General features: G+C 58.9%; 27 protein-coding genes. 10 read left to right on the forward strand and 17 right to left on the reverse strand.

The window, feature by feature from the left end:
- The 3 genes from TX82_RS01860 to TX82_RS14920 form a co-directional block, all read left to right on the forward strand.
- Positions 1-643, forward strand: a 643-nt coding sequence (locus tag TX82_RS01860) for an LpoB-related protein (RefSeq protein WP_222822944.1), incomplete at its 5' end; no start/stop codon positions are given.
- The gene (locus tag TX82_RS01865) at positions 600-1886 is read left to right on the forward strand and encodes a COG3014 family protein (protein WP_005006234.1); all 1287 of its coding nucleotides are present in this window, start codon (positions 600-602) and stop codon (positions 1884-1886) included. The genes TX82_RS01860 and TX82_RS01865, both read left to right, overlap by 44 nt.
- 35 nt (positions 1887-1921) lie before the next feature.
- Positions 1922-2419 (forward strand): YcfL family putative periplasmic lipoprotein, encoded by a 498-nt coding sequence (locus tag TX82_RS14920; RefSeq protein WP_005006235.1) that lies wholly within the window; start codon positions 1922-1924, stop codon positions 2417-2419.
- Positions 2420-2441: 22 nt separating this feature from the next.
- Here TX82_RS14920 and TX82_RS14925 read toward each other — a convergent pair whose 3' ends face one another.
- Positions 2442-3278 carry a hypothetical protein gene (locus TX82_RS14925; RefSeq protein ID WP_005006237.1) on the reverse strand — a complete coding sequence of 279 codons (837 nt, stop codon included), beginning with the start codon at positions 3276-3278 and terminating at the stop codon, positions 2442-2444.
- Between the two features lie 375 nt (positions 3279-3653).
- On the opposite strand from TX82_RS14925, the gene TX82_RS14930 reads away from it, so the two are divergent.
- From TX82_RS14930 to flgL, 5 genes are read left to right on the forward strand one after another with little or no spacing between them, the layout of a single operon-like run.
- Complete coding sequence (locus tag TX82_RS14930) at positions 3654-4079, forward strand: rod-binding protein (protein WP_005006242.1); 426 nt, start codon at positions 3654-3656, stop codon at positions 4077-4079.
- A 24-nt stretch (positions 4080-4103) separates the two neighbouring features.
- A complete protein-coding gene (locus TX82_RS01885; protein ID WP_005006243.1) occupies positions 4104-4604 on the forward strand; it encodes a flagellar protein FlgN in 501 nt (166 codons plus the stop codon).
- Between the two features lie 12 nt (positions 4605-4616).
- Positions 4617-6047, forward strand: coding sequence for a flagellar hook-associated protein FlgK (gene flgK / locus TX82_RS01890; protein WP_042250315.1), 1431 nt, complete (start codon positions 4617-4619; stop codon positions 6045-6047).
- Positions 6044-6292 (forward strand): flagellar basal body rod C-terminal domain-containing protein, encoded by a 249-nt coding sequence (locus TX82_RS01895; protein ID WP_042250318.1) that lies wholly within the window; start codon positions 6044-6046, stop codon positions 6290-6292. The genes flgK and TX82_RS01895 overlap by 4 nt, the downstream gene beginning before the upstream one ends.
- 39 nt (positions 6293-6331) lie before the next feature.
- On the forward strand, positions 6332-7855 hold the full coding sequence (gene flgL, locus TX82_RS01900; RefSeq protein ID WP_005006245.1) for a flagellar hook-associated protein FlgL: 1524 nt from the start codon (positions 6332-6334) through the stop codon (positions 7853-7855).
- Positions 7856-7861: 6 nt separating this feature from the next.
- Here flgL and TX82_RS01905 read toward each other — a convergent pair whose 3' ends face one another.
- The gene (locus TX82_RS01905; protein WP_005006247.1) at positions 7862-9163 is read right to left on the reverse strand and encodes a hybrid sensor histidine kinase/response regulator; all 1302 of its coding nucleotides are present in this window, start codon (positions 9161-9163) and stop codon (positions 7862-7864) included.
- Between the two features lie 703 nt (positions 9164-9866).
- Here TX82_RS01905 and TX82_RS01910 point away from each other — a divergent pair.
- On the forward strand, positions 9867-10439 hold the full coding sequence (locus TX82_RS01910) for a nitroreductase family protein (RefSeq protein WP_005006252.1): 573 nt from the start codon (positions 9867-9869) through the stop codon (positions 10437-10439).
- 18 nt (positions 10440-10457) lie between these two features.
- Here TX82_RS01910 and phoU read toward each other — a convergent pair whose 3' ends face one another.
- The 9 genes from phoU to TX82_RS01955 all read right to left on the reverse strand — a co-directional run bounded on the left by phoU (position 10458) and on the right by TX82_RS01955 (position 17276).
- On the reverse strand, positions 10458-11147 hold the full coding sequence (gene phoU, locus TX82_RS01915; protein ID WP_005006254.1) for a phosphate signaling complex protein PhoU: 690 nt from the start codon (positions 11145-11147) through the stop codon (positions 10458-10460).
- 16 nt (positions 11148-11163) lie between these two features.
- Positions 11164-11922, reverse strand: a complete 759-nt coding sequence (gene pstB, locus TX82_RS01920) for a phosphate ABC transporter ATP-binding protein PstB (protein ID WP_005006255.1) — start codon at positions 11920-11922, stop codon at positions 11164-11166.
- 18 nt (positions 11923-11940) lie between these two features.
- Complete coding sequence (pstA, locus tag TX82_RS01925) at positions 11941-12795, reverse strand: phosphate ABC transporter permease PstA (RefSeq protein ID WP_005006256.1); 855 nt, start codon at positions 12793-12795, stop codon at positions 11941-11943.
- Entirely contained in the window at positions 12792-13673 is an 882-nt protein-coding gene (gene pstC / locus TX82_RS01930; RefSeq protein WP_005006257.1) for a phosphate ABC transporter permease subunit PstC, read from the reverse strand. The genes pstA and pstC overlap by 4 nt, the downstream gene beginning before the upstream one ends.
- Positions 13674-13690: 17 nt before the next feature.
- Positions 13691-14635 (reverse strand): PstS family phosphate ABC transporter substrate-binding protein, encoded by a 945-nt coding sequence (locus tag TX82_RS01935; protein WP_005006259.1) that lies wholly within the window; start codon positions 14633-14635, stop codon positions 13691-13693.
- Between the two features lie 129 nt (positions 14636-14764).
- Positions 14765-15331, reverse strand: a complete 567-nt coding sequence (locus TX82_RS01940; protein ID WP_005006262.1) for a sigma-70 family RNA polymerase sigma factor — start codon at positions 15329-15331, stop codon at positions 14765-14767.
- Positions 15303-15722 carry an ArsI/CadI family heavy metal resistance metalloenzyme gene (locus TX82_RS01945; RefSeq protein WP_005006264.1) on the reverse strand — a complete coding sequence of 140 codons (420 nt, stop codon included), beginning with the start codon at positions 15720-15722 and terminating at the stop codon, positions 15303-15305. The genes TX82_RS01940 and TX82_RS01945 overlap by 29 nt, the downstream gene beginning before the upstream one ends.
- A 277-nt stretch (positions 15723-15999) precedes the next feature.
- Positions 16000-16647, reverse strand: coding sequence for a cation efflux transmembrane domain-containing protein (locus TX82_RS01950; RefSeq protein ID WP_042251619.1), 648 nt, complete (start codon positions 16645-16647; stop codon positions 16000-16002).
- Between the two features lie 74 nt (positions 16648-16721).
- A complete protein-coding gene (locus TX82_RS01955; RefSeq protein ID WP_005006269.1) occupies positions 16722-17276 on the reverse strand; it encodes a GNAT family N-acetyltransferase in 555 nt (184 codons plus the stop codon).
- Between the two features lie 178 nt (positions 17277-17454).
- On the opposite strand from TX82_RS01955, the gene TX82_RS01960 reads away from it, so the two are divergent.
- Complete coding sequence (locus TX82_RS01960) at positions 17455-18921, forward strand: ArnT family glycosyltransferase (protein ID WP_187291891.1); 1467 nt, start codon at positions 17455-17457, stop codon at positions 18919-18921.
- A 17-nt stretch (positions 18922-18938) separates the two neighbouring features.
- Here TX82_RS01960 and TX82_RS01965 read toward each other — a convergent pair whose 3' ends face one another.
- The 6 genes from TX82_RS01965 to mgtE all read right to left on the reverse strand — a co-directional run bounded on the left by TX82_RS01965 (position 18939) and on the right by mgtE (position 25400).
- Positions 18939-19322 carry a hypothetical protein gene (locus TX82_RS01965; protein ID WP_005006272.1) on the reverse strand — a complete coding sequence of 128 codons (384 nt, stop codon included), beginning with the start codon at positions 19320-19322 and terminating at the stop codon, positions 18939-18941.
- The gene (locus TX82_RS01970) at positions 19319-20626 is read right to left on the reverse strand and encodes a sulfite oxidase (protein WP_005006278.1); all 1308 of its coding nucleotides are present in this window, start codon (positions 20624-20626) and stop codon (positions 19319-19321) included. The genes TX82_RS01965 and TX82_RS01970 overlap by 4 nt, the downstream gene beginning before the upstream one ends.
- A 130-nt stretch (positions 20627-20756) precedes the next feature.
- Positions 20757-21758: an NADPH-dependent aldehyde reductase Ahr gene (ahr, locus tag TX82_RS01975; protein WP_005006281.1), complete on the reverse strand. Its 1002-nt coding sequence runs from the start codon at positions 21756-21758 to the stop codon at positions 20757-20759.
- Between the two features lie 145 nt (positions 21759-21903).
- Complete coding sequence (locus TX82_RS01980) at positions 21904-22209, reverse strand: hypothetical protein (RefSeq protein ID WP_005006282.1); 306 nt, start codon at positions 22207-22209, stop codon at positions 21904-21906.
- Between the two features lie 160 nt (positions 22210-22369).
- Complete coding sequence (locus TX82_RS01985; protein WP_005006284.1) at positions 22370-23917, reverse strand: glutamate synthase-related protein; 1548 nt, start codon at positions 23915-23917, stop codon at positions 22370-22372.
- A 175-nt stretch (positions 23918-24092) separates the two neighbouring features.
- Positions 24093-25400: a magnesium transporter gene (mgtE, locus tag TX82_RS01990; RefSeq protein WP_005006286.1), complete on the reverse strand. Its 1308-nt coding sequence runs from the start codon at positions 25398-25400 to the stop codon at positions 24093-24095.
- Positions 25401-25447: the final 47 nt, after the last annotated feature.

Below are 25447 nucleotides of genomic sequence, written 5' to 3' on the forward strand. Positions count from 1 at the left end.
TTTCAATCGAAGAAGGATGGATTTCATGAACGGACCGGTCAGACTTGGATTCCCATTGGCCCTCGGCCTGCTGTTGCTGGGCGGGTGCGCCACCTATTCCGCTTCCACCATCGAAAACGCTCCGGGAAGCGCCACGGTGTACGAAGACCCCAATTCCACCGGACAGCTCGCGGGCGTTGGCATCGAGTCGCAGGACATCCGTGCCATGACCGACAAGATGATGCGCGACATGCTGACCAATCCATCCCTGGCGGGCGCCAAGACGCCACCCAAAGTAATCATCGATGCCGAGTTCTTCCGCAATGAAAGTTCGTCGCGCATCAACAAGAACATCATCACCGACCGCCTGCGCGTGGACCTCAATCGCGCCGCCAAAGGCCGCATGGTGTTCGTCGGCCGCCATTACGAGGGCATGGTGAAGGAAGAAACCGCGTACAAGGGCCGCCCTGCCGGCCTGCTCTCCGGCGACTACCGGCTGGGCGGACGCATCACCACTCTCGACCAGATCAATCCCACTACCGGACGAACCTCCCGTTATCATCAGATCATTTTTGAAATGGTGGACCTGAATAACAGCGCCATCGTGTGGACGGGAATTTATGATTTTCGCAAATCTGCGCGGGACGACATCATCTACCGGTGACGACGGCTCGATGACCGGAAATCACAAATGCCGCCTTGGTGCGCTGGCGCTGGGCCTCCTCCTGCTCCCCGCCTGCGGCCCGGCATCGCAGAAGGCGCACGTCTCGGACGCGGCGATGAACGCCTATCTCCAGAACAAACCCGCCGCCCTGCACACCCTTTATCGCAAAGCGCTCATCGAAGGTCCACGCAACCAGGTGCTGAACGACATGCGCGTGGGCCTGGCCGCCATGGAACTCGGCCACTATTCGCTGGCCCGCGAATCACTGGACCGCGCCCTGCTGAACATCGAGACCGTTTACGCCGACGATGAAACCGCCAGGAACGCACGCAGCCTGTGGTACGAGGAAGGCAAAAAGGACTTCAAGGGCGAGCCGTACGAGCGCGCCATGGCCTACTACTACCGCGGCCTTCTGTACATCATTGAAGGCGACCTGGAAAACGCCCGCGCGTCGTTCAAGGGCGGCGTCCTGCAGGACGCGTTTGCCGAGGAAGAGCAGAACCGGTGCGACTTCACCCTTCTCATTTTCCTGCAGGGCTGGGTGTCGCAGAAGCTGGGCGATCACGATCTCGCCCGCATGGCATACGAAGAAGTGAAACGCTTCCGCCCGGATTTTAAAATCCCCGATGCGAATGACAACGTACTGGTCTTGGTGGAGACGGGCACCTCACCGAGGAAGGTGTCCGACGGCATCGGCCACGGCGAGTTGAAATTCCGCCGCGGTCGCGGTTTCGTCGAGACCCGCGCGCACCTTCAATGGAACGGCAACACTTACGACGCGTATCCGATGGAAGACATCTACTGGCAGGCCACCTCGCGCGGCGGCCGGCAGTTCGATAAGATTCTGGAAGGAAAGGTGGTCTTCCGGCAGACCAACGCCATGGTGGGCTCGGCATTGACCGACATCGCATCGAAGACCATGATCATGGCGCCGCTCATGGAAAACACGGGCACGTTCCAGATCGCCGCCGGCGCTTTGGGACTGGTGGGGGCGACGCAGATGGCACTCGCCGCCAACACCAAAACGCAGGCCGACACGCGCTACTGGAACAATCTTCCGGACGGTGTGCACGTGCTCACCCTGCAGGTCGATCCAACTCAATGGGGAGAAGTGGATATCTGGTTTGAAGACGCCAACGGACAAAAGCAGACCGGCCTGTCCACCCGGCGTCCCATTTTAAAAACACACGGCGGCACCGGGCTGGTTTGGGCCCGTTCCCGCACCGCCCTCGTCAAAAAATGACAACGACTCATTAACAACATATAAACGGAGGCTGTATGAACCGATCAGGAACCCTGATTGCCTGCCTTGTGGCGGCGGGCTGGTTGACCGGATGCGCCACGGACCCGTGTCCGCGCATCCTGGCGGAAGGCGAAGCCGACGCCGCCATCAAGATGAACAGCGTCCGCTTTCTCGATGAAGGCCTGCAACGCCGCAGTGAGTGGCAGAACTACTGTCGCGGCAATCGGCTGGGTCCGGAACCTTCCGTGCCGATGAACGCTCCCGGAAAGAAGAAGGTCTCCATCACCGAACACAACTCGCGTCCCACGGAAACCGGCACATTGGAAGTGTGGGTGCAGATCCGCAACCACACCGACTTCCCGCTGCAGGTGCAGGCACGCACGCGGTTCTTCGACAAGGACCGCAGCCCCACAGAAGAAACTTCCAACTGGGACCGTGTCCAGCTGCCGGCGCAGAGCTACGAAACGTACCGGACGTTTTCCACCAGCCCGGACGCACAGTGGTATTTCATCGAGGTGCGGGAAGGACGGTGACCCCCGCCCCCGCGGGGGGAGGTCACATTTCGTTGCGGAATTTTTCGTAGGGGACCTGCAGGTCTTCCGTGCGTGCCATCGCCAGGTGGCTTTCCCCGGACATGCGTGATTTGACCACATCCAGCAGGGTGACGGCATCGGACAGGAACTTCTGCTCGTTGCTGTCATCCACCTTGCGTGCCAGCAGTTCCTGGTACAGGTCGATCAACGGTTTGGTTTGCAGAACCAGCCGTCCCACTTCTTCATAGGGGATGTTGCGATCGGCAATGCGCTTGGCTTCCTGTGCGTACTCGACCCATTCATCAGCCACCGCTTTGGGATTGCCCAGCTGGATCATGTGCTGCCTTGCGCCTTCCACTCCCCTGTCCTCGATCATCCGGCTGACCGAGATGGCCAGGCCGGTGAGGGGCACCCCCTTGGCGGTTTTACACAGGTAACGGAGAGCAAAGAAAAGCTTGTTCGTGTTGCTGTCTATCTGAAACCCGGTGTCGGAAAAGGGGCGCAGTTTCTCGTTCCGCTCGAAGGCATGCCACAGGCCGCCTTCCCTTTGCACCAGCTTGCGGGTTTTATCCATCGGCTCCAGCGCCGCAACGCAGGAATCGGCATCGTTGATCTGCGCCACCTGCACGCTGACATCCACGTTGGTCAATTTATCCTTTAAAGCCGGGTCCACTTTCACTTGCAGGGTGGGTTCCGGACTCGCCGCCACCTTGTCCTTGGTGATCTCCACCTCCTCGGTTTTCACCCAGGTTTTCTCTTTTTCAGGTAATTGCAGGGGTTGTTCCTCTACGGTCTGCGTTTCGCCACAGGCCGACGCCAGCACCAGCAGGAGCACCCACATGAGGGTCAATTTCTTCATATATTCAAACCGCCGTAAGTTATAAAAATCAGGAATATATTCTTTATACATCAAAACCCCGGGCGGTGCCACCCCACCAATTTGGTCTGGGAAATGGAACCCATTCCGGGTCCGCACCGGGGCTATGAGGAGCCTTTTGAAAACAAGGCAAGCTTTTCCACGTCACCGGGAAATATTTTCCCCCAAGACCCCCCTCATTTTTTGCCGCGCCGCACCTCCTCTCCCAAACTCCCCCTAACCCTTTTTTTTATATGAAGTTAAAAACACAAAAGATTTCCCCCGGTTTTGGCACCGAGCTTGCTAGTTAAGGTTGAATCTTGGAAACAGAGCCTCTTTGGCCACGGTTTTACCGATAAGAATTAAAGGACCAGCGAGATGGATTTCATTCCAATGCAGGCACAGACGAACCCCCTGGGACCCAACCCGGCCGACAAAGCCAAACGGCTTGGGGATCAGGTACAGACTCTGAACCCGGCCAGGGCGTTGACGCAATCGTTCTCACAGACGCTGGCGCAGGTGAAGCAGGCCGGCGAAAGCCAAAAGACGCCAGGCGGCAAGCAGGAATCGGAAAAACTGATGGAGGTCTCGCGGCAGTTCGAAGGACTGTTGATCCACCAGATGCTGAAAGCCATGCGTGAGACCGTCAACAAGACCGGATTGATGGACGGATTCGCCAACCAGCAGTACGAAGCGGTTCTCGATGAAGAGTTGTCCAAGGAAGTGGTCAAAAACCAGAGCATCGGGATGGCCCAAACCATATACGATCAAATGAGCCGGAACCTGCCATTCCCGGTTCGGTAGCAGGACCCTTTTGAGAGGTGTGTCATGAAAGAGTTATACCAGGCGCTCAATACCATACTGGAGCAGAAGATCGAGCTGTATGACCGGCTGATCAAGGTCTTCAGCGAGGAATGGGACGCGGTTACGGAATTTTCCCGCGACCGGCTTATGAAAACTTTGGAGCAGAAAGAGACCCTGCTGACACAGGTGGGTGAGTTGAATCAGAAACGGGAGGCCATTTTGCGGAAAATGGCCGAACAATGGAACATTCCCGTTGAAAAAGTAACCCTTCGAAAAATCGCCCAGTTCAAGAACAACCAATGGTCGATGTCGATGATCCTCTGCCAGAAACGCATGAAGGAACAGATTGCGCGGATCAAGAAAATGAACGAGATGAACCGCAGGCTGATCGAACGCTCCGCGCATTCGATGAAGGAGTCCATCAACGTCCTCTACAAGGCGGACTCCAGCTACACCCCATATCACGCCGACGGTAAAACGGACCAGGTTTCGCTGACCAGTGGCTTGATCAGCACCAACATCTGACGGGTCGAATCCATGACGTCGAACATTTTCAGCATCCTGAATACAGCCAAACTGGGACTGCAAAGCCAGCAGTTGGCCATCGAGGTGACCGGCAACAACGTCGCCAACGTGCAGACGGAGGGCTACAGCCGCCAGACGGTGACATTCGAACCGAACTCCCCGCGCAATTTCAACCTGGGGCAGATCGGCACCGGCGTGAAAACCTCCGGCATCGCAAGGTCGTTCGATCAGTTTCTGTTCAACCAGATTCTGAGCGAAAACCAGAGCCTCGGCAATTTCACCGTACGCCGGGACGTGTTCGAGAACCTGGAAATCCTGCTCAACGAAACGGAAGGTGTCGGCATAAACAGCCAGCTCAGCAATTTTTTCAGTGCACTGGGCGACCTGGCGAACAATCCCACCGGATTTTCCGAACGGACCAATGTGATCGCCGCAGGCGCCTCGCTGGCGCAATCGTTCAACAAACTGGGCAACTCCCTGGCGGAAGAACGGCTGAACCTCGACCGAAAAATCCAGGACGAGGTGACACAGATCAACAGCCTGCTCACCGAAATTGCGCAACTGAATGAAGCCATTCCCGCTCAGGACCTGACCGGCTTCGCCGCCAACGACCTGATGGACCAGCGCGACCAGCTGGTGAAAGAGCTGTCACAAAAACTCGATATCACTCGGGTCTCTTCCGGCGACGACCGGATGAACCTGACCCTGTCCGACGGCACGCCGCTGGTCCTGGGCAACCAGACTTTCCCACTGAGCACCCAGGCCAATGCCAACAATGGAGGGTTGAGCGACATTCTCGTTCAGGACACCGGGGGCGGCACCGTCAACATCACCAACATTATCCAGGGAGGAGAGGTGCGCGGTCTTTTGGACATGCGCGACACCGAAGTGGCCAACGCGCTCGATCGCCTGGACCGGCTGGCCGCCAGCATCGTGACCGAGGTCAACCGCGTTCACCAGCAGGGCATAGGTACGGACGGCACCACCGGCAACGATTTTTTCACCACGCTTCCCGTGACCCTTGCGGCCAACTCCGCCAACTCCGGAACAGGCAGCGTGACCATCACCAACGCCAGCTCGACCACCACCTCCACCGACAAGTTCCGCCTGACGTTCACCAACGCCACCGACTTTGACGTGGTCAACCTGACCACAGGACAGAGTGTCGGCTCGTTTTCATTTGCAGGCACGCCCATCAACCTGGGTGGTGGTTTTGCGGTGACGGTCACCGGCGCACCGACCGCGGGAGACGTGTTTGATTTTTCGACTTCCGCCAGCGCCGCTTCCAGCATGTCGGTTTCCACCACGCTTCTCGCCGATACCCAGAAACTGGCGGCAGGACAAAACGGGACCACCGACGGCGACAACGCACTGGCCCTGGCCGGGCTTCAGACACGCGGTATTTTTCCGGAATCGGCTTTTCTTCCGGATCGGGCACGGTGACGTTCAACGATTTTTACAGCGGCCTTCTCAATAACGTGGGCAGCGGTTCGCGTTCCGCCCAGACCCTGGCGCAACAGCAGGAAGGCATCAAGCTCCAACTCGACATACGGCGGGAAAGTGTCTCCGGGGTGTCCATCGACGAAGAGATGATCAACCTCATCAAGTTCCAACAGGCATTCCAGGCTTCGGCCCGGATGATCAGCATCGTCGATGAGATGTTTGACATCCTCCAAAACCAGATATGAAACAGGGCCCGGATGGATTAACGGGCCGGGAGTGACAACATGGTAATGCGGGTGACCAACCAGGCGCAACAGGCGAACGCACTACGCAACCTGTTCCGCATCACGGAAGACCAGTTTCTCGCCAACCAGCGCATCTCCAGCGGAAAGCGCATCCTCGCGCCGTCGGACGATCCCCTTGGGTTGCGGGACGCCCTCGGTTTGCGGGCCTCCATCAGCCGCTCGGAACAGTTCAACCGCAACATCACTTTCAACCAAGTATTTGTCAACAGCGCCGACTCGGCACTGGGTAATGTGAGTACCAGCCTCATCCGCGCGCAGGAACTGGCCGTGAACAGCCTGAACGGAATCAACACCGCCGCCACGCGGCAGGCCGCGGCGGAAGAACTGGACCAGATCATCGGCAACGTGTTTCAGGCCGCCAACACCAAAGTGCAGGGGCGATTTCTGTTTTCCGGTACAGGGCTCGCCACCGAACCGTTTCAGCAAAACGCCGGCGCACTGGGCGCGCTGTACACCGGAGACGGCAACCGGCTGAACCTCGAAGTGGCTGACGGCTTGACCGTGCCCATCACCAAACCGGGGTCGGAAGTGTTCGCCGTCGATCTCAATCCCGCCGTGACCACCGCCACGAATCTCAGCGATTTGAACGGGGGCGCCGGCGTGACCCTGGGCAGTCTTTCCATCACCGACCGCGCCGGCAACAACGCGGTGGTGAATCTGGGCGCCGCAACCACGGTCAACGACGTCATCGTCGCCATCAATGGCGCGGGCCTCAATGTCACCGCCTCCATCAACAGTGCCGGCGATGGACTTTTGCTCACGGACACCAGCACCGCCATCACGCAGGCGCTGACCGTCACGGAATCCGGCGGCGGAACCGTGGCGCAGGAACTGGGTATCCTCGGTTCGCGAAACGGCAACCTGACGGGGCAGGACCTCAATCCCGTCCTCACCACCGCCACCACCATTGCCAGCCTGAACGGAGGCAATGGTTTGACGCTGGGCTTAGTGGACGTGACCAACGGCTCGCTTTCCGGCACGGTAAACCTGAGCGGTGCGACGACCCTCAACGACGTTCTCACCACGCTCAACGGCGCCGGGCTGAACCTGACAGCGAGCATCAATTCCCAGGGCAACGGGCTCGACGTGGTTTCGTCCAACGCGAACACCACCGCGGTCATCGACGACGTCGCAGGCGGAGACACGGCCTCCATTCTTGGCATCGGCGGAAACAATGTATTTCTGGCTCTGGATACCCTGAAGCAGGCTTTGGAACGCGACGATACCGAAGGCATCTCGGCGTCACTGGACCTGTTGAATGCGAGCCGCGACAAGGTGAGTGATGTTCGCGCGGAATTTGGGGCGGTCAGCCGGACGCTGGACCAGATGGAAGTCCTGAGCGGAGAGGATGTGGTGACTCAAAAGGAACAACTGTCTGATATTGAGGATGCGGATTTCGTTCAGGAGGCGGCCAACCTGGCAGCGCTGGAAACCGCCCTCCAGGCCACCCTCGCCGTCACAGCACGGGTCCTGCAACCCACCCTGCTGGACTTCCTGAATTAATTCTTTTCACGCAGAACGGCCGGGTTCAGCAGTGACCGGCACAGGGGAGTCCTGCCGGGACTTGACGGGCAGCCATACGTGGACCGCGGTGCCCTTTTCTTCCTCGCTTTCCACTTCGATGAATCCGCCGTGCTGTTCCACGATAGTGTAGCAAACGGACAACCCAAGTCCTGTCCCTTTTTCCTCCGGCTTGGTGGTGAAAAACGGCTCGAAAATCTTGCTCAGGTTTTCCCGGGAAATGCCCACGCCGGTATCCCGGATCTCGATGTGAAAAAAGTTTTCGCGCCGGACGGGAATGTTTTCCGGGTCGAGGTACACGTCCTCCTTGCGCCGATTCTGCATGATCTCGCGGACGATTTTTTCCGTCCGTACCGTCAACCTGCCTCCCTCCGGCATGGCGTGCCGGGCGTTGTTCAACAGGTTCAGGAACACCTGGCGCATGCGGTCGGGGTCGGCACGCAGGTAAACTTCCTCCTCGGTAAACTGCCGATCGAGCTCAATGCAATCCATGCTCATCTCCTTTTCCAAGAGGGAAAGCACGAAGTCGAGTTCCTCGTTGAAGTCCACCTCCTGCAACTCCATGTTTCCCTTGCGCGAAAACCGCAGGAGGTCACTCAGAATTTTGTCGATGCGAAAAATCTCCTCGCGCATGGAGCGGAAGTGCTCGTCCTGGGTGCCATCTCCGGTATGATCCCGCATCAACGTCTGGACGTGACCTGAAATGATGTTGAGTGGATTGAGCACCTCGTGGCAAACCATGGCGGCAAGACGGCCGATACTCGCCAGCTTTTCCGAGCGGATGATGCTTTCCTGCGCAATCTGAAGTTTCTGCAGCGACCCTTTCAGTTGATGGTTGGCTTCCATCAGCTTGTCATTGGCGCGCTTCAACTCTTCTTCCGCCCGCTCACGCAAGTCCGCTTCGCGGCGCAACTGGATGGCCACCTCGATACAGCGAATCAAGGATTCGGCGGTGAGGTTGTTCTTCGACCGGTAATCGGTGGCGCCGCTTTTCATCGCTTCGGCGGCGACTTCCGGATCGCTTTGCCCGGTCAGGAAAATCACAGGATGGGGATATCCCTTACGCCGTACATTCCGAAGGAGCTCAATCCCGTTGCCGTTCTGCAGGCGGTAATCAAAAAGACAAATGTCGATCTGGTTTTGTTCGAGAACGGCCGGAACTCCCTCTGGCGTGTCTATATGCGTGAGTTCACATATGAATTCCGGCTCGCTTGAAGTCAGCATGTTTCGAATGAGGTATGCATCCTCCTCGTCATCCTCCACCAGCAGGATCCTCAAAGCCCTTTTCATCGTACCCTCTCCTTAAAAAGTACGCAGAAGAGTCAGGCTCTCTTCCACAAACGCGGCATAGGAATAATCCTACACCACTCTTCGGAAAAACTATATCCTTGGTTTGAGGTACAAGGATTGTTACAGGTTCAATACTTTAATTGGTATGGGCACATGATAACCCGTTAAATAAAAATAGAAAAGAGGTATTTTTCGGCATCAGGATAAAATACTATTTTTGAATAGTAGGCCTACGATTTCCCTAAATTTCAAGTTTCTGATTCACAAAAGAGTTCCAGCCCACGCACCCTGTAAGAATGCCAAAACCATATATTTTCCGAATTCCTAATTAAATTGTTTGATTTCCGATATGGCTGTTTTTTTGTAAATGTATAGATCATTTTTTCCCCTTGTTGAAGGGCGGCCCCACCCCGATGAATGTCTGCATACCATTCGATTTTTTAACAAATCTTTTCAAGGTCGCACCCCATAACGAATACGAAATGATTGTCAGGATTTCGTTATAACTGGAGCAAAGCGCCCATTTTTTTCTTATAAGAAGGAAATGCACCCCCCGTCTTCACCCAGGGTCCGTCCAGTCCGGGCGGGCACGTACCAGCCCGTGTTCTTCCTGATTTTTAAATTTTCGATTAAAGTTGTTCCTTACTTAAACCCATCCTAATTTGTTAGCCTGCTCTGGAACCAAATACCAAGGAGACCTTTCATGACCCGGACAAGCCCCTACACCCAACTCGATCCCCAATTTCTCTACCGCTGGTCGCCGCGGGCTTTCCTCAGCGATCCCCTGGCCGACGAGGAAATCCTGACGTTGTTTGAAGCGGCGCGCTGGGCTCCTTCCTGTTTCAACGAACAGCCGTGGTTATTTGTTTACGGACGGGGGGATCGACTCAAGGAGTTCCAGACGACTCTGGTGGAGGGAAACCGCAAGTGGGCGGACAAGGCTCCCCTGCTCATCATCGTGTTTTCGCGCAACAATTTTGAAGAACGGGGCAAGCCCAATCACTGGGCGCAGTTCGATTCGGGGTCAGCCTGGATGTCGCTCTGCCTTCAGGCACAGAAGATGGGACTGGTCTGTCATGCCATGGGGGGATTCATCAAGGATCGAGCGCACGCGGTGGCGAATGTGAGTGAGGACAACTTCACGGCAATGTGCGTGATTGCGGTAGGGAAACAGGGTCCGGCGGAAATTCTGGACGACGACCTGCGCGAACGGGAAGCTCCGAGCGACCGCAAACCGCTGGCCGAAATCGCCCACGAAGGCCCGCTTCCCGGTTGATCCCGAAGAAGGACAGGGTCACTTGTCCTTGCGTTGGCCCAACTTCGTGAACTTTTCAGGCTGGTGGCGCACGATCTTGCCTTCCACCAGGTAAATCACGTCTTCGGCGATGTTGGTGGCGTAGTCGGCGATGCGCTCCAGGTGGCGCGAGATCGAAATGTAGTTGATGAGGATCTCCACCTGGTCGGGGTCCTGCCTGATTTTCTCGTAAACACGCTGATAAACCTCGCGGTTCATGGCATCGATCTCGTCATCCGCCTGCCATACCTTGTGCGCGGTCGCAGGGTCCATGTTGATCAGGCAGTCGATGGACTGGCTCAGCATGGCGCGGGTTTTTTCCGCCATGACACTGAAGTCGAACGGGGGGGTGACATTGCGCTTGCTCGCCAGAACGACGACGCGCTCGGCGATGTTCACCGCGAGATCGGCCACGCGTTCGAGATCGTTGTTGATCTTGAGGGCGGCGATGACGAAGCGCAGGTCCCCGGCCACCGGCTGGTGCAGCGCCAGCACCTTCAGGCACTCTTCTTCCAGCTGCACCTCGGTGTTGTCGATGGCCTTGTCCTGGTCGATGATCTCCTGTGCCTGCCTCATATCCAGCGCGGCCACCGACTTCATGACACGGAGCACCATTTCCTCCACCTGCGCGCTCAGGCCGAGCAGTTGTTTTTTCAGAACATCGAGTTCGCGTTGAAAATGCTTGGTCATGGATCCCCGTTAAAAATCAACCGAATCGTCCGGTGATGTAGTCTTCCGTCCTTTTCTGGTCGGGTTGCGTGAATATTCTCTTGGTGGGACCGAACTCCACCAGATCCCCCTCGTACAAAAACGCCGTCAAATCCGAAATGCGCGCCGCCTGTTGCATGTTGTGCGTGACGATGACGATGGTGTACCGCGAACGCAATTCCTGGATCAGGTCCTCGATACGCGCCGTGGCGCGGGGATCGAGCGCCGAACAGGGCTCGTCCATCAGGATCACTTCCGGGTTCATGGCGATGGCGCGGGCGATGCACAGTCTCTGCTGTTGCCCGCCGGACAACTTGAGCGCCGAATCGCGCAGGCGGTCTTTCACCTCGTTCCACAACGCGGCTTTCCGCAGGGCCTCCTCGGCGAGGTCGTTCAGGTTGCCCTTGTACCCGTTGATCTTCGGCCCCCACACCACGTTTTTGAAAATGGACTTGGGGAACGGGTTGGGCCGCTGGAACACCATGCCGATCTTCTGCCGGATGAGGCCCGGGTCCACCGTTTTATCGTACAGGTCCTCGCCGTGGAATAACACTTCTCCTTCCACCCACGCGGTCGGGATGAAATCGTTCATCCGGTTGAACACGCGGAGCATGGAACTCTTGCCGCAACCGGAAGGCCCAATGACCGCGGTCACCTGGTGCGACGGGATCTGGAGGTCGATGCCCTTCACCACGCGGAGGTCACCGTAATTGATGCAAAGTTTCCGCGTCTCCAGTATGGGTTTGCACTCTTCCAAACCGACCTCCCTCACAGGTTATTTATACCTTTGCAGTTTTTCGCGAATGAACACCGCACCCGCATTCATCGACAACAGGAGAACGAGCAATACAATGATGCCCGCGGCGGCGAGTCCATGAAACTCCGCCTGCGGCCGCGCGGCCCAGTTGAAGATCTGCACGGGCAGTGCGGTGAACGGATCGTCCGCCGTTTCCGGCGTGAACGCGACGTAACTCAACGCCCCGATCATGATCATGGGGGCGGTCTCGCCCATGGCGCGGGAAAGGGCCAGGATGACCCCCGTCATGATGCCCGGCAGGGCGGACGGCAGCACCTGCCACCACACCACCTGCCAACGGCGGGCGCCCAGAGCGAACGCCCCCTCGCGGATCGATGCCGGCACGGCGCGAATCGCTCCCTGCGCGGCGATCACAATGACCGGCAACACCAGCAGGCTCATGGTCATGCTGCCCGACCACAGGCTGCGGTCGAAGCCCAGGAAACGGACAAAAATGGCCAGACCCAGAACCCCGTACAGGATGGAGGGCATGCCCGCGAGGTTGGCGATATTGATCTCGAAGATGCGGAGCAGACGGTTTTTCGGCGCGAACTCTTCCAGGTACACCGCCGTGGCCACGCCCAGCGGGATGGCGAACATCGCCGTCATGCCGATCAGCCAGACGCTGCCCCACAATGCGGACTTGAGTCCCGCCTCCTCCGGATGGCGCGAAGGAAAGCTGTTCAGGAAATCCCAGTCCAGCCACACGAAACCCTCTTTCACCACGTGCGCCAGAAGGATGCCCAGCACGCCGACCGTCATCCAGGTCACGCCGGTACAAAGCCGGATGAACCAGCGGTCGCGTTGTTTTCGTTTTTCCCGGAAGTCGGTCACGAGTTGTATTGCTTCGATTTCAAAATGAAATGGTTGCCGATGATGTTCATGGTGAGCGTCATCAGGAACAACAGCATTCCCACCGCGTACACGGTGTAATATTCGACGCCTCCCGCAGGGATGTCCCCCAGGCTCACCTGTACGATGTACGCCGTCATCGTTTGAATGCTTTCGAGGAAGCCGATCGACCAGTTCGGCGTCGCGCCGGCCGCCAGCGTCACGGCCATGGTCTCCCCCACCGCCCGTGACAACGCCAAAATGACCGCCGCACCGATGCGCGGGGCGGCAGCGGGCAGGATGATCTGGGACGTCACTTCCAGATGCGTGCCTCCCAGTGCGTACGCACCTTCCCGCAGGGTTCCGGGCAACCCCCGGAACGCATCGTCGCACAGCGACGACACCATGGGCAGGATCATGATGCCCACCACGATGGCCGCACTGGCGGCGTTGAAGATATTCGTTTCGGGAAACACCGTGCGGATGATCGGGGTCACAAACGTCAACGCGAAGTAGCCGTACACCACCGTCGGGATGCCCGCCAGGATTTCCAGCACGGGTTTGATGACGGACCGCACATTGTTGGAGGCAAACTCACTCAGGTACGTGGCGATCAGCAACCCGAACGGCAGGGCGATGAGAATCGCGCCGAAAACGACTTTCAGCGTCCCCGCCACCAGCGGCAGGACGCCGAACGATTTTGGTTCCAGCAGGGGCGCCCAGTTGGTCCCGAACAAAAACTCGGTGACCGGTACCTCGCGGAAAAACAGAAACGATTCTTTTCCCAAAAGAAAGATGACCACCAGCGTGGTCATCAGGGTGACGCCCACGCAGAGCAGGAGAATCCCGTGCACTGCGTGGTCCATCCACTTTGAAAACATAGTGTGTTTCGACAGGTTCAGTTTTTTGCCAGCTTCAAGAGGTCGCTTTCAAACCGCTCTTTGTTTTTGCGGTACATGGAATCCAGCAGGGGAATGTAGCCCGCTTCCTTCGAAAGCGGGCCGGCATTCTCAAGGTAAAACCGGATGAACGCTTTCGCCTCCGGGCGCATGGCCGCCTCCACGTTGACGTAGATGAAGACCGGCCGCGACAGGGGGGAGTAGGTTCCCTGGTTGATGGTCTCCACGGTCGGCAAAACCGGATCCTTGCTGCCTTCCTTGATCGGCACGGCTTTCAGGATGTCCTGGTTTTCAACGAAGTAGGCGAAGCCGAAGAAACCCAGCGCGTACTTGTCGCCGGACACGCCCTTGACCAGCATGTTGTCGTCTTCACTTTTGGTGAAGTCGGCACGGCTGGCCTGCGATTTGCCGTTGATGGTTTCGGTGAAGTAGTCGAAGGTGCCGCTGTCGGTACCCGGTCCGTACAGGCGGAGCGCCTTGTCCGGCCACCCGTCGCGAACGTCCGCCCAGGTTTTTACCGAACTTCCCGGTTCCCAGATTTTCTTCAGCTCGTCGGTGGTCAGGTAATCCACCCACGTATTGGCCTGGTTGATTACCACGGACAGGCCGTCATTGGCAATCGGCAACTCGAGGTACCGGAGGTTGTTCTTTTTCGCTCTGTCGATTTCATTTTGCTTGATCGGCCGTGACGCGTTATTGATGTCGATTTCGCCTGCCGTGAATTTCTTGAATCCGCCACCGGTACCGGAAACACCGACCGTCACGCGCACGCGGGCATAGTCGCGGTTTTTACTGAACTCTTCCGCCACCGCCTCGGAGATGGGGAACACGGTGCTCGAACCGTCGATGCGGACCGTGCCGCGCAGTTTTTCGTCCGCCAGTGCAAAAGAGGAGGCGCTCAAAACCAGCGCCACCATCAAAATTCGGGGTATCCAGCGATACATGGGAGTGGTCTCCTCAAAAGGGATATGGTTTTGTCTTCGTTTTGAAACAAGGTACCCGGCCAATGTTAGGGGATTGTTAGAGCCCGGTTTAAATTCGGATGGGAACCGGCCGGGACTCCCCGGGCTTCTTCAGGAGTTGCCGCCACACGATTGATTTTGCGGGAGATGATCGATCACCCGTCCCCGGCGATCGAACACGTAGGTGCAGCAGGAGTCGAGTGCCTGCCGGAGTCGTTTTTTGGCGCGCTGGTGGCGGGATTTGGCGGCGGCGAGGGTGATCCCCAGTTCCTTAGCCGCCTCCTGTTGCGTCCGGCGTTCGAACTCGATGCGGGTCAGGATGTCGCGGTCCGCCGCCTCCAGCGTTTCCAGAAAGTACAGGAGGCAGGCCTGGATCGCTTCGCGGTCCCCGGTTTCTGAATCCCGGTCAACGGGTGCGGGGTCGGCGCCGGCGATCTCCCCCGGCGGCACCTCAATTTTACGCGTGCGGTAGTGGTCGATGATGCGGTTGCGCGCGATCCGGTAGAGCCACGGCACCAGCTTGTCGCGGTCCTTGAGACGCGGCAGGCTTTCGTGCATCTTGAGAAAGATGTCCTGCGTGATCTCGTCGGCATCCGCCGCCGATCCCACCCGCCCCGCGACGAACGCGCGGATGCGGGCGTACAGCGATTCAATGTCCACAGCAGGCAGGGTTCCCATGGTGTCCCTCGGTTGGCCGGAGCACGACAAACACTTCCCACGCATTGCCGTCGGGGTCGTGCACCCAGACCTTGTCCTGAACAGAATAACAACATTCGGTGGCCATCGCCAACTCGGTGGAAAGGCCCAGCGTGCGCAACCGCTCTTCCTGTTTCTCCACCGCAGCGGTCACGGGCACCTGGATGCCCAGATGGCTGACGCGGTTGCCGGAAACCTGCGCCACGCGGTTGAGGGTGAAGTTCAGCGGCGGGTGCTCGACATCGAATTTGGCGTAGCCGTTTTCCAGCTTTGCCGGGGCCAAGCCGAAAAGCGCTTCATAAAACCGCACGCTGTCGTCGAAATGCGCGGTGTTGAGGGCGAGGTGCATTTTACTGTCAGTTCCCACGTTCATTCTGCGTCTCCTTCGTTTTGAGGGTTCACCCACAAAGACGAACGAACCGCAAAAAGGATGCACCGGGCAACGCCCGGAGGAAACAGGGTGATAATGGGAGGGCGGACGATGGCAAGCGGGCCTATTCTAAAAACAATCTGTTGCCTCCGGGTGCAACCCGGCTGGGAACCGGAGCCAATGGGGTAATGCCAGGAAGGAAAGGATGGTATTTGGAATGAGCCCGCCGATCATCGTTTGTCTGCCGGGCAGTAGCCATTTTCCTCCCCACGCAGTGGGGTCAGCAACACCCGCCGGAAAAGTCGTCGTGGCGGGCGGCGCGGACGGTGTTCACGCCTTCATACAGGATCAGACACCCGATGAGAATAGCAGAGAGGCTGTCCGCCCACCACAGCGCGGGCGACACCATAAACAACAGGCTCCCGGCGAACAGCACCGCCGACAACTCGATGCAGGCCAGGGAACAGCGCGCGTCCTTCATCATGGTGGCGCTGTCCAGCTCGCGCGCCACACGCACTTTCGCCCGCCACAGGTAAAACATGAAACTCAGGCTGACGGAGGCGATGAGGAGTCCGGGAAGGGTGGTGAAAGGACGCGCCTGCGACGCCCATTGCAGGCTGGAGGCGAGGATCGTGCCAACTCCCAGAAGCAGAAACAGGATGCCGATGCCCAGAGTGGCGGTGCGTTCTTTTTTCAGCGACAGCGCCGCGTCCAGTCCCTGCTCGCCCCGGAACCGCCACAGCACCAGCGTTGCGGAAAACACTTCTATGAAACTGTCGAGGCCGAATCCAAGCAGGGCGAACGATTCTTCCTCCACGCCAAACGCTACCGACACCAGCCCTTCCAGCAGGTTGAAGCCGATGGTGAACCACGCCAGCCACACCGCCTTGCCGAGAGGATTCTCTGTCAATGTGCGGGTAAAAGACATCTCTTCATTTATATCGAAAATCGACCCGATTTTCACTATATGAGGGGAGCACAGTGAAGATTTTCATTTTTTCACTATGTTGTACCCGGCCGCATCTTCGCGTACAGGTGCTGGTCGAGGAGTTCGCCGTCCTTCACCACGCTGGCTTTCAAAACGCCTTCCAGCACGAACCCGGCCTTTTCCAGCACGCGCATGGACGCGGGATTGTTGGAAAACACGCCCGCCCACAGCCGCAGAAAATAATCGCCACCCAGCAGGTGATCGGAAAAGCGCCGGACCGCTTCGGTCATGATGCCCTTGCCGTGGTACGGCTCCGCCAGCCAGAATCCCAGCTCCGCCGAATACCGGTGCACGTCACTGCCCGGATGGTAACCGATGGTGCCGATGGCTTCGCTTTCCGTCGCGATGGCGAATGTGTGTGATGGGTATTCGCGGCTTATCTGGTCGATGAACTCTTCGGCGTCCTCGCGCGTGTAGGGGTGCGGAAACCAGTCACGCAGCTGTTTCCATATTCGATAGTTGTTCGCGTGGCGGGCGATGGATTCGGCATCCCCGCCCCGGAACCGCCGGACCTGGTAGTCATCGAACTGCAACAACGGATCGCTGAAAGGAAAGATTTCGGAAGCCATGTCATTAGCCGGGAAATTCGATTAACATAACCGCTGATGAAGAGTGAGGAGTTCGGCCGGCCCCTCCGCCACATTATGGACTGAAAAGCCGTTCCAGTCGCATTCCGTTTTCCGCCGGGGCCATCCGGTCATACTAACCCATCTGTCGCGCATGCAAAAATCCCAACCGCAGGAAAAAATGGACCCGGAACACACCCGTTGCGACACGTGGTGGACGCTGGGGATTCTTTCGGCGGTGCTGATCGGCCGCGCCCTCGCCGCCGCCGTCATTCCCATCATGGACGAAACCGAAGCGCGCTACGCGGAGATCGCGCGCAAGATGGTGGAGACGGGGGACTGGATCATGCCGCAGTTCGATTACGGCGTGCCGTTCTGGGGCAAGCCGCCGCTCTCCACGTGGCTGTCGGCAGGCGGCATCGCCCTCTTCGGCGTGGGGGAGTTGGGACCGCGCCTGCCGATTCTTATCCTGTCCGCCCTGCTGTTGTTCCAATTCTGGCGGTTCGTCAAAGAAAGTACAGCCCCCACCACCGCGCACCTCGCCACCATCCTGCTGGCCACCAGCTCCATTTTTTTCGCCGCCGCCGGAGCGGTGATGACCGACCTCGTTCTGTTGTTCTCGCTGTTCATCGTGATGAGCGCCTGCTGGCGTTTCACGCGGGAATGGAATCCAGCGCACGCACGCTGGATGTTCGCCGGCATCGGCATCGGCCTGCTTACCAAGGGACTCATGGTGGTCGCGGTCGGCGGACTCCCCATCGCCGTCTGGCTGGTCCTCTCCCGAAAATGGAAACCGTTCCTGACCAGACTGCCGTGGGTAACGGGACTCCTCATCGCCGCGGTCATTGCGGTGCCGTGGTACGTTGCGGCAGAGATGCGAACGCCGGGATTCCTGAATTATTTTTTCATCGGGGAACATTTCAACCGCTTTCTCGTGCCGGGATGGGAAGGCGACCGCTACGGTTTTGCGCACGCACAGCCATTCGGCATGATCTGGGGGTTTTACCTGCTGGGACTCGCGCCGTGGATCGTGCTGGTCCCGGCCGGCTTGTTGATCATGCGCCGCAAACCGGAATGGATGCAATGGCGCGAACTTCAGGGAGGAAGTCGGGAGTTCATCCTGTTCCTGTTGTGCTGGATGCTCGTGCCCGCCGTACTGCTGACATTCGCACGCAACATCATCTGGACCTACTCGCTTCCCGCCGCGCCCCCCGCCACGGTTTTGCTGGCCCTGTCTTTGCGCGCTGCACCGTCACCCTCCAAAGTCCTGCGCACGGTTCAAGTGACAACGGCGGTGATGATGGTGGGATTGGCGGGATACATTTTGTACGCGGCGCAGAAAAACACCGGGTGGCCCCTGCCCACCCACAAAGGCGTGGTCGAGAAATACCGCAAGGCGTGCGGCGGCGACTCCGACTGCCGCCTGTGGGTGTTCGGCGAACGCTCTTTTTCCGCCGAGTACTACACGCAGGGGAAAACCCAACGTACGGAACGGGTGAACTTCCTGCTTCACGACTCGCGCGGAAACAAACGCGATTTCGTCGCGGCACGCGATCACCTGCTCGACCGCCTGCACCCGTCCGAAAAGAATCACTTGAAGCCGGTCGCGCGCTTCGGCGACCTCGCTCTGTGGCGGGTTGAGCGGTGAACGGGTCAGGGGAGGACTTATAACGGATTCGGCGGGTAGTGGAATTCGTACATCGGGTTGGTGTGGGGTCCCCCTTCCCCGCCCGGCGCAGTGGCAGTGGGTCCGCGGTATCTGGCCAGGTAATCGAGAATGGTTTTGCGGACATCGGGTTCCAGTTCCCACAGGCCCTGTTTGTCCTGCATCCAAGTGATGAGCGCATCCCATTCGCTCCGGCTCATACGATTCTGCAAAATGAGCGCGGCGTTATGACAGGCGGTACAGTTGTCCATCACCGCATCGCGTCCTTCACCCTGCGGCAACCCGGCGTTGGGGTCGATTTCCTCCGCCCATATGGGAGGTGCGGCCAATACGGCGAAAACAAAAACAAGAAGGGTTCTCAGTACAGGAAGCGGCGGTTTCATCTTACGGTCACCGCGATGCGGTGCATGGCGTTGTTGAGGTAACCCGACGGATTCCATCCCGGCACCACCATGGGTTGCATGACGCCCATCTCATCCGTGGCGCGCGCCCACACTTCGTAATAACCCGGCGCGGGAAACCGCACTTGCGTCTGCCAGCGTTGCCAGGCGTAACGGTTGACGGGTTCCTTCAACTGCGCCACCTGCCAGCTCGCACCGAAATCGACCGACACATGCATCGCCGCCACCGGGCGGTCCCCCGCCCAGGCGTGACCGCGCACGAAAAGGGGCTGACCTTTTTGGATTTCGATCCCGGTCTGGGGGTGCGTGATGAGCGACTTCACCGGCATCGATTCGATGATTTCCATATCCTCTTCCGACACCGAAGTGCCGGGTTTCACAGGATAACGCGGCACCCGGTAGTGATCCATCTTCTGCCCGTCGTGAACGCGGTCGCGCACCCAGATGCGCTTCAGCCATTTGGGCGACGTCGACCCCGGCCAACCGGGTGTGACCAGCCGCAACGGAAACCCGTGCAGGAGCGGCAGGAGTTCGTCGTTCATCGCCCACGCGATCAGCGTGTGTTCGTCCATCGCCTTGGCGATCGGCGTGCCGCGTGAAATCGATACCTTGTCCGGCCGGCCGGACAGATGCAGGTCTTCACCATAATAGCCGGTATACACAGCGGAGGCCTTGACGCCTGCGGCGTTCAGCACGTCTCGCAGGCGCACGCCGGTGAAGCGCGCGCACCCGATGGCCCCGAACCGCCACTGGTTGCCTTTCGCCGATGGATAAAATCCGGCGCGCCCGTTGCCGCCGCATTCCAGCTGCAATGCATAGGTGTGGTGTTTGAATTTATGTTTCAGTTCTTCGAGCGTGAGGGTGAGCGGAGTGTGCACTTCGCCGTCCACGGTGAAACTCCATGCGCCGGGAGTGTCGGTCTCGGCGGGAGGCAGGCCGTTGTTGCGCACGAAGAAATGTTCTTTCGGTGTGAAGTCGGCATCGAGCAGGTGCGGCGGCGGCTCGGCATTGATCGGCCGGTCGTTGTGCACGATCAACCCGCTTTTGCCTTCAATGACGGGAGTGGTTTCGGATTCAGCCAGCGCGACGGGGAGGAGGCCCTGCGGCAAAAAACGCGCGTGAGGGAGGTGCGCGCCGACGGTGAGCGCCATGAAGGCGAGCCCGGCGTCCTTTAAAAAACCGCGGCGGGAGACGGGATCGGCCCCGCGCCCCCACAATTCCCAATCGGCTTTTTCGGGATCGTCGCGATACAGTTCAAACAACCCGCGTTCTTTTTTTCCGGGCATCCTCACCCTCCTTAAAAGGGCAACGCACTCGTTATGAGAATACCGCTTTGGCGTGAAAAATAAAAATATTATTGGATGGGAAAAACCACTCTATTCCCCCCGTCCGCAGAAAGGGTACGGTTGACGGAGATCAGTGACTGAGCACCGCGCGGTAACGCACGTTGCCCTGCTTGAGTTTTTTTATCGCGTCGTTCACCTGCGAGAACTTGAAGTGCTCGACCACCGGCAGAATGTTGTGGCGCTTGCAGAACTCCAGCATGGTGGCGATGGTGGCGGGGCTTCCCACCGGCGAACCGGAAACCGAACGCTGGCCGATGAGCAACGGAAATATCTGCAGGTCGAGCGGTTCCAGCGTGGCTCCGACGAAATGCAACCGCCCGCGCGGCTTGAGCGCGTTGACGTACAGATTCCAGTCGAGCTTCACGTTGACGGTGGAGATGATGAGATCGAACGATCCCGCCGCGGCCTCGACGGCTTTCGGATCACGGGAATGGATGACGTGATGCGCGCCCATGGCCTTTGCTTCTTTCTCTTTGGCGGTATCGGAAGTGAACGCCGTCACCTCGCATCCCCACTTGCTTGCGAACTGAAGTGCCAGGTGACCCAGCCCGCCGATGCCGATGACACCGACGCGGTCGGTCGGCTCGATACCGAACTGCATGAACGGATTGAACACGGTGATGCCACCGCAGAACAGCGGGCCGACGGCGGTGAAGTCCAACCCGTCGGGCAGGGGCACCACACTGTGCGCGCGGGCACGGACCTTGTCGGCGAACCCGCCGTGATGACCGACGATCGTCTCCTGCGGCGCCGCGCACAGATTGTGATCGCCGGTGGCGCAGTAGCCGCAGGCCCCGCAGAATCCCGCGTGCCAACCCAGGCCCACATGCTGGCCCACTTCCAGGTTGCGCACCGCTTCGCCCTTTTTTCCGATGCGACCGACAACCTCGTGACCCGGCACCACCGGAAACTGCGTAATACCCCAGTCGTTGTTGACGATGCTGACATCGCTGTGACACAGGCCGCAGTGCAGGACGTCGATCTCCACTTCGTCCGGTTGCAGGGCTCCGGGGTCGTATTCGAACGGTTCGAGCGGTTGTCCCGCCTGCTTCGCGGCGTAGGTTTGGATCATGTCATCGGTCTCCTGAGAAAAAGGGAGGGACTGTGTTTACTCCCGGATCATCGTTCGCCCTCCGGGAATTTTCTGAACAAAACTTTTGCGTGGACCTTTTAAGCTCCGCGCCGGGCGTGGCGTGTTCCCCTCGGGCGTGGCGCGGTCAGTCTTCGGCCATGGCTTCGGAGAATTCGAGGATCAGGTTGAGCGCGCCGACGACGCGGATGCGGTCCTTGTCCAATCCGTCCATGTCTTCGATCGACTCCTCGCAACCGCTTTCCTTCAACACATCGCGCACCGTGCGTCCGTCGGGAAGCACGCCGTCGAGACTTCTGAAAGCGGCCATCTCCTGTTTGGTGTGCTCAACGATCACCTCGTAATTCTCGACCGCGTGGATGGACTTGTAGGTTTGCAGTGATTTCGGGATCTGCCCCGAGTATTCATTCAATATGGGATGAACGGTACCCATGATTCGACACACTCCTCTTTATATGGGGAACCGGGGAACGCGAAAAAACTCCCCGATTCGAAAAATTGAAATTCGATTTCCGATTTTACGACAAGCCGGCGGAGCATGACAGCAAAAGACGCAACGGCAGTGCATTCACCCCTCAGCCACTGCTTTTCCCTTATCTGCCAGTAACACCGCTGAACGGGATGCCGGAGAGGTCACTCATCTCGCGTTTCCACGTACTCAGGTCGCGTAGCGAAAACTGATTGAGGTGATCGTGACCGCAGGCGCGGGCCATGACCTGCATCAGTTCCACCGACGCATTCAGAAACCGCGTCAGCCGTTTCGGCGCTTCTTGCGTGTCCAGAATTTTTCTGCGTTCCGGGTCCTGCGTGGCGATGCCCGCCGGGCAGTTGTTGGTGTGGCAGATGCGCGCCGCGATACAGCCGATGGCCTGCATCGCCGCGTTGGACAGGGCGATGGCGTCGGCTCCCATCGCCAGCGCCTTCACGAAATCCGGCGGCGTGCGCAGACCGCCGGTGACGATGAGTGTCACGTGATCGTATTTCTTTTTATCGAGATACCGCCGGGCGCGCGCCAGTGCCGGAATGGTGGGCACGGAAATGTGGTTGCGGAACAACAAAGGCGCCGCACCTGTGCCGCCGCCGCGTCCATCGACAATGATGTAATCCGCGCCAGCCTGCACCGCAAACTCGATGTCGTCCTCGATATGTTGCGCCGAGGTTTTGAATCCGATGGGAGTGCCGCCGGTGACTTCGCGCACACGGTCGGCGAATTGTTTGAAGTCATCCACCAAATGCAGGTCGGTGAAGGTCGGCGGCGAGACCGCATCCTGTCCCGGTTTCAGGCCGCGGATTTTGGCAATGCGTTCGGTGACTTTCCTTCCCGGCAGGTGGCCGCCGGTACCGGTCTTCGCGCCCTGCCCGCCTTTGAAGTGAAACGCCTGCACTTTTTTGAGTAGCTCTTCCTTGTAACCGAACTGTGCCGAGGCCAGTTCGTAAAAGTAACGCGAGTTGTTTTCCTGTTCTTCCGGGAGCATGCCGCCCTCGCCGGAACAGATGCCCGTGCCCGCCGCCTCCGCCCCCTGCGCCAGCGCGATCTTCGCTTCCTCCGACAACGCGCCGAAACTCATGTCGGAGACGAGCAAAGGGATTTTCAGTGTCAGCGGTTTTTTGGCGCGCGGACCGATGACCACTTCGGTACCGACTTCGACTTTTTCCTGGAGCGGTTGATTGGAAAACTGCGCCGTCAGGATCTGGATGTCGTCCCAGCGCGGCAGATCCGGCGCGGGCACGCCCATGGCCGCGACCTCGCCGTGGGGTCCGACGCGATCCAGTCCGTGCTGGGCCAGTTCGTGAATGTACCTGACGGTCGGTTCTTCTTTCGTCGGTTTGACTCCGGACTCCCCGGCGTCGCTTTCTTTCTGCGAGTCGGCATCCTCCTCCTGCGCTTCCTCGCCGTCTTCGGGCAGGGAGGAATGGGTGCCGTCGCAGTACGGCGCGTCTTTCGTGTGCTTGCACATGCACAGGTACGCCGTTTCGTCCTTGTCCACTTTGAACATCTTCGGCTGGAACGAAGTGCCTTTGTGCGATCCGTCGCAGAACGGCTGGGTTTTGGACCGGCCGCAGGAACACCAGGCGTACACCTTGCCTGCCTTTAACTGCACTTCAGTGGGTTGGGTGTCGGCCACCACGGGTTTGTCCACGATGCGCTCCTTTATATTTGGAAAATATGAAGTTCCCTCAGTGTATCAGGGCCTGCCAGAGTGGGCCACTGTTTCTGCGCGGGGGTGAAACCCCATGCGTTTTTAAAAAGCGGCTGGCTTCACAGGTATGGATGAAGCGTTTGAAAAATTGAAGGCAACGTAAACGCTATGGAGATCAAAGAAATCCGGACAGCAGGGTGGCCGTGCCGAGGAAGGAGAAAAAGCCCATGACATCGGTGACGGTGGTGAGGATGATGGACGAGGCGGTGGCGGGGTCCTGTCCGACGCGCACCAGCACGATGGGCACCAAGGCACCCGCCACGCCGGCAATGACCATTGACAGGATCATGGAGATGCCGATGACGCCGGTGAGCCCCAACGACCGGCTCCACAAAAACACACCGAGGCAGGTGGTGGCGCACACGCCGATGCCGTTCATGAACCCGGCTCTGCATTCCTTCCACACCACGCGCGGCCAGTGGCGGGTGGTGATCTCGCGGATGGCGAGACCGCGCATGGTGACGGCCAGGGCCTGCGCGCCGGTGTTTCCGCTCTGGCCCGCCACCACCGGAAGCAGGACGGCCAGCGCGGTGAAGCGCGCGATCATGTCCTCAAACAAACCGACCACCGCCGCCGCGAGAAACGCGGTGACGAGGTTGATCTGCAACCACGGCTGGCGTTTGCGCACGGCGAAGAGGGCTTTAGACAACGCGCGTTCGTCGCGGCTCGCACCCACCATCGCCTGCATGTCCGCCGTTGCGTCTTCTTCCACCGCGCGCACCAGTGTGTCCTGCCAGATGACGCCGAGAAGTTCGCCCTGCAGGCCGACCACGGGAATGCTCTGGAACCGGTGCTTGTCGAACAGCGCGACGATTTCTTCCTGCGGAGCGAGCGGTTCGACGAATACCGACACGGGACCCTTGATGTCATCGAGCAGTTGTTCCGGCCGGGCCGCCACCAGCGTTTGCAGGCTGACGCGCCCGGTCAACCGGCGCGCTTCGTTCTGCACGAACAACACCGGCTTCACGCGGTACCCCGGCTGGCGCAGGCGTTTTAAGGTCTGCTCGACGGTGAGGGTGCCCGCATACGGTTCGACCCGCGGGTCCATCAGGTTGCCCCCGGTGTCTTCCGGGTACTGCATGAGCGCAGTCAGTTCTTTTTTGACAGTGGGAGAAACGAGGTTCAGGTAATCCTCCGCCTGTTTCGCATCCATCTGGTGCAGGATGGCGACCATCGCTTTGGGATCGGTCGCGGTGACCACTTCCTTCACCCGTTCGTCATCCAGATGGGGCAGGATGGAAGCGGCGAGCGACGGCGACAGTTGTTCGACCACGGGAGTGAGCTGGACAGAAGGCATCCGATTGAGCAGGGCAGCCGCGGATTCCGGTTCCAGTTCTTCCAACTGGCGGGCCGCGGCGCGGGGGTGTCCCTGCAGAAAACGCCGGTTCAAGGCTTCGGCCACAGTGCTGGCATCACCCGCCATTTTCGTTTTCCTTTACAGAGGGGGATTTGGGCGGTTCAAGAAACGGC

The sequence above is a fragment of the Nitrospina gracilis 3/211 genome (assembly GCF_000341545.2).
In the GTDB taxonomy this organism is placed as follows: Bacteria; Nitrospinota; Nitrospinia; order Nitrospinales; family Nitrospinaceae; genus Nitrospina; species Nitrospina gracilis.

Excerpts from the sequence above, each read along its gene's own strand:
- TX82_RS01865 (WP_005006234.1), top strand. The coding sequence starts at position 600 with ATGATTTTCGCAAATCTGCGCGGGACGACATCATCTACCGGTGACGAC.
- TX82_RS14920 (WP_005006235.1), top strand. The coding sequence starts at position 1,922 with ATGAACCGATCAGGAACCCTGATTGCCTGCCTTGTGGCGGCGGGCTGG.
- TX82_RS14925 (WP_005006237.1), bottom strand. The coding sequence starts at position 3,278 with ATGAAGAAATTGACCCTCATGTGGGTGCTCCTGCTGGTGCTGGCGTCG.
- TX82_RS14930 (WP_005006242.1), top strand. The coding sequence starts at position 3,654 with ATGGATTTCATTCCAATGCAGGCACAGACGAACCCCCTGGGACCCAAC.
- TX82_RS01885 (WP_005006243.1), top strand. The coding sequence starts at position 4,104 with ATGAAAGAGTTATACCAGGCGCTCAATACCATACTGGAGCAGAAGATC.
- flgK (WP_042250315.1), top strand. The coding sequence starts at position 4,617 with ATGACGTCGAACATTTTCAGCATCCTGAATACAGCCAAACTGGGACTG.
- flgL (WP_005006245.1), top strand. The coding sequence starts at position 6,332 with ATGGTAATGCGGGTGACCAACCAGGCGCAACAGGCGAACGCACTACGC.
- TX82_RS01905 (WP_005006247.1), bottom strand. The coding sequence starts at position 9,163 with ATGAAAAGGGCTTTGAGGATCCTGCTGGTGGAGGATGACGAGGAGGAT.
- TX82_RS01910 (WP_005006252.1), top strand. The coding sequence starts at position 9,867 with ATGACCCGGACAAGCCCCTACACCCAACTCGATCCCCAATTTCTCTAC.
- phoU (WP_005006254.1), bottom strand. The coding sequence starts at position 11,147 with ATGACCAAGCATTTTCAACGCGAACTCGATGTTCTGAAAAAACAACTG.
- pstC (WP_005006257.1), bottom strand. The coding sequence starts at position 13,673 with ATGTTTTCAAAGTGGATGGACCACGCAGTGCACGGGATTCTCCTGCTC.
- TX82_RS01935 (WP_005006259.1), bottom strand. The coding sequence starts at position 14,635 with ATGTATCGCTGGATACCCCGAATTTTGATGGTGGCGCTGGTTTTGAGC.
- TX82_RS01940 (WP_005006262.1), bottom strand. The coding sequence starts at position 15,331 with ATGGGAACCCTGCCTGCTGTGGACATTGAATCGCTGTACGCCCGCATC.
- TX82_RS01945 (WP_005006264.1), bottom strand. The coding sequence starts at position 15,722 with ATGAACGTGGGAACTGACAGTAAAATGCACCTCGCCCTCAACACCGCG.
- TX82_RS01950 (WP_042251619.1), bottom strand. The coding sequence starts at position 16,647 with ATGTCTTTTACCCGCACATTGACAGAGAATCCTCTCGGCAAGGCGGTG.
- TX82_RS01955 (WP_005006269.1), bottom strand. The coding sequence starts at position 17,276 with ATGGCTTCCGAAATCTTTCCTTTCAGCGATCCGTTGTTGCAGTTCGAT.
- TX82_RS01960 (WP_187291891.1), top strand. The coding sequence starts at position 17,455 with ATGGACCCGGAACACACCCGTTGCGACACGTGGTGGACGCTGGGGATT.
- TX82_RS01965 (WP_005006272.1), bottom strand. The coding sequence starts at position 19,322 with ATGAAACCGCCGCTTCCTGTACTGAGAACCCTTCTTGTTTTTGTTTTC.
- TX82_RS01970 (WP_005006278.1), bottom strand. The coding sequence starts at position 20,626 with ATGCCCGGAAAAAAAGAACGCGGGTTGTTTGAACTGTATCGCGACGAT.
- ahr (WP_005006281.1), bottom strand. The coding sequence starts at position 21,758 with ATGATCCAAACCTACGCCGCGAAGCAGGCGGGACAACCGCTCGAACCG.
- TX82_RS01980 (WP_005006282.1), bottom strand. The coding sequence starts at position 22,209 with ATGGGTACCGTTCATCCCATATTGAATGAATACTCGGGGCAGATCCCG.
- mgtE (WP_005006286.1), bottom strand. The coding sequence starts at position 25,400 with ATGGCGGGTGATGCCAGCACTGTGGCCGAAGCCTTGAACCGGCGTTTT.